This window comes from Priestia sp. P5_B4 (assembly GCF_056400385.1).
On the sequence record NZ_JBFULJ010000977.1, the window covers coordinates 1 to 1,342 of the forward strand.

A 1,342-nucleotide genomic window follows, 5' to 3' on the forward strand; every position below is an offset into this window, starting at 1 on the left:
GTGGCTACATATAGCATCAGCCCAATCATGACAAAACCTGCAATTTGCGTGAAGYGATCCATTGCTTTTCCAGCTTCTTTTACAACGAAGATTAATACAGCAATAACTGCACTAATTGCAGCGCCAGCTGTTGGAGAAATACCCGTAATCGCATTTAATCCAAGCCCCGCACCGGCAATATTTCCAATATTGAAAGCAAGTCCTCCAATAACAATTAAAATAGCGAGCACGTATCCTAATCCAGGAAATACCATATTGGCAATTTCTTGTCCTCGTTTTTCAGAAACGGCAATAATTCTCCATACGTTGGTTTGAGCAAAAATATCAAGAATAATTGAAATTAAAATAACGAATCCGAAGCTTGCAGCTAAATTTTGTGTAAATACGGTAGTTTGAGTTAAAAAGCCTGGTCCAATAGCCGATGTGGCCATTAAAAAAGCGGCTCCAAGCATTAACGTCCAGTTTACTTTAGGCGCAGCCGAAAGCTTTTGCTGAGGTGTTGATTTTTTAATTGGCTCCAATATCATCTTCCTCCTGATTGTATGTAGTTTTTATTTTGAAATAGCCTTAACTACCACTTCTGATGCTCGTAAAGAACGGTTGACATGACGGGCAAATTCAAGTGCGTGAGCTCCGTCTCCATGGATGCAAATCGTATCTGCCTGCAATTCTACATCCTTACCTTGCTGAGATTTCACCTTCCCTTCTTTCACCATTGTAATAACTTGAGAAACAGCTTCGTCGTCATTTTCAATTAAAGCATTTGGTTCTGTACGAGCAGTGAGAGAACCGTCTAACTGATAGGTACGGTCTGCAAATACTTCGTTAGCCGTCTTTAAACCAATTCTGTTACCTGCTTGAATCAGTTCACTTCCAGATAACCCAAATAAAATCAGCTCAGGATTTACGTTGTAAACAGCTTTTGCTATTGCTTCAGACAACGCTTCGTTTTTAGCAGCCATGTTATACAGTGCACCGTGAGGTTTTACATGCTGCATTGATAACCCTTCCGCTTGCAAAAAACCGTTTAATGCCCCAATTTGATAGATCACGATATCGTAGGCTTCCTGAGGTGAAATATTCATGTTTCTGCGTCCAAAACCAATAAGGTCCTGCAGACCAGGATGAGCCCCAATTTGCACTTTTTTTTCAGCGGCCAATTTTACCGTTTTTCTCATAACGCTCGGATCCCCTGCGTGAAATCCACAGGCAACGTTCACAGACGTCACGTGCTCTAAAATGGCTTCATCATTGCCAATACGATAAGCACCAAAGCTTTCCCCTAAATCACAGTTTAAATCTACTTTACTCAATGCATTCTTCCCCCTTAACCCCTCGGATG

1 protein-coding gene and 1 pseudogene are annotated in these 1,342 nt (G+C 41.2%); both read right to left on the reverse strand.

Annotated features, from left to right (window positions below; all coding sequences use genetic code 11):
• Positions 1–452 (reverse strand): annotated as a pseudogene (locus tag AC1DRF_RS28025) (hypothetical protein); the annotation flags it as partial.
• A gap of 99 nt (positions 453–551) precedes the next feature.
• Positions 552–1,313 (reverse strand): 5-oxoprolinase subunit PxpA, encoded by a 762-nt coding sequence (gene pxpA / locus AC1DRF_RS28030; RefSeq protein WP_427076476.1) that lies wholly within the window; start codon positions 1,311–1,313, stop codon positions 552–554.
• Between the last annotated feature and the right edge of the window lie 29 nt (positions 1,314–1,342).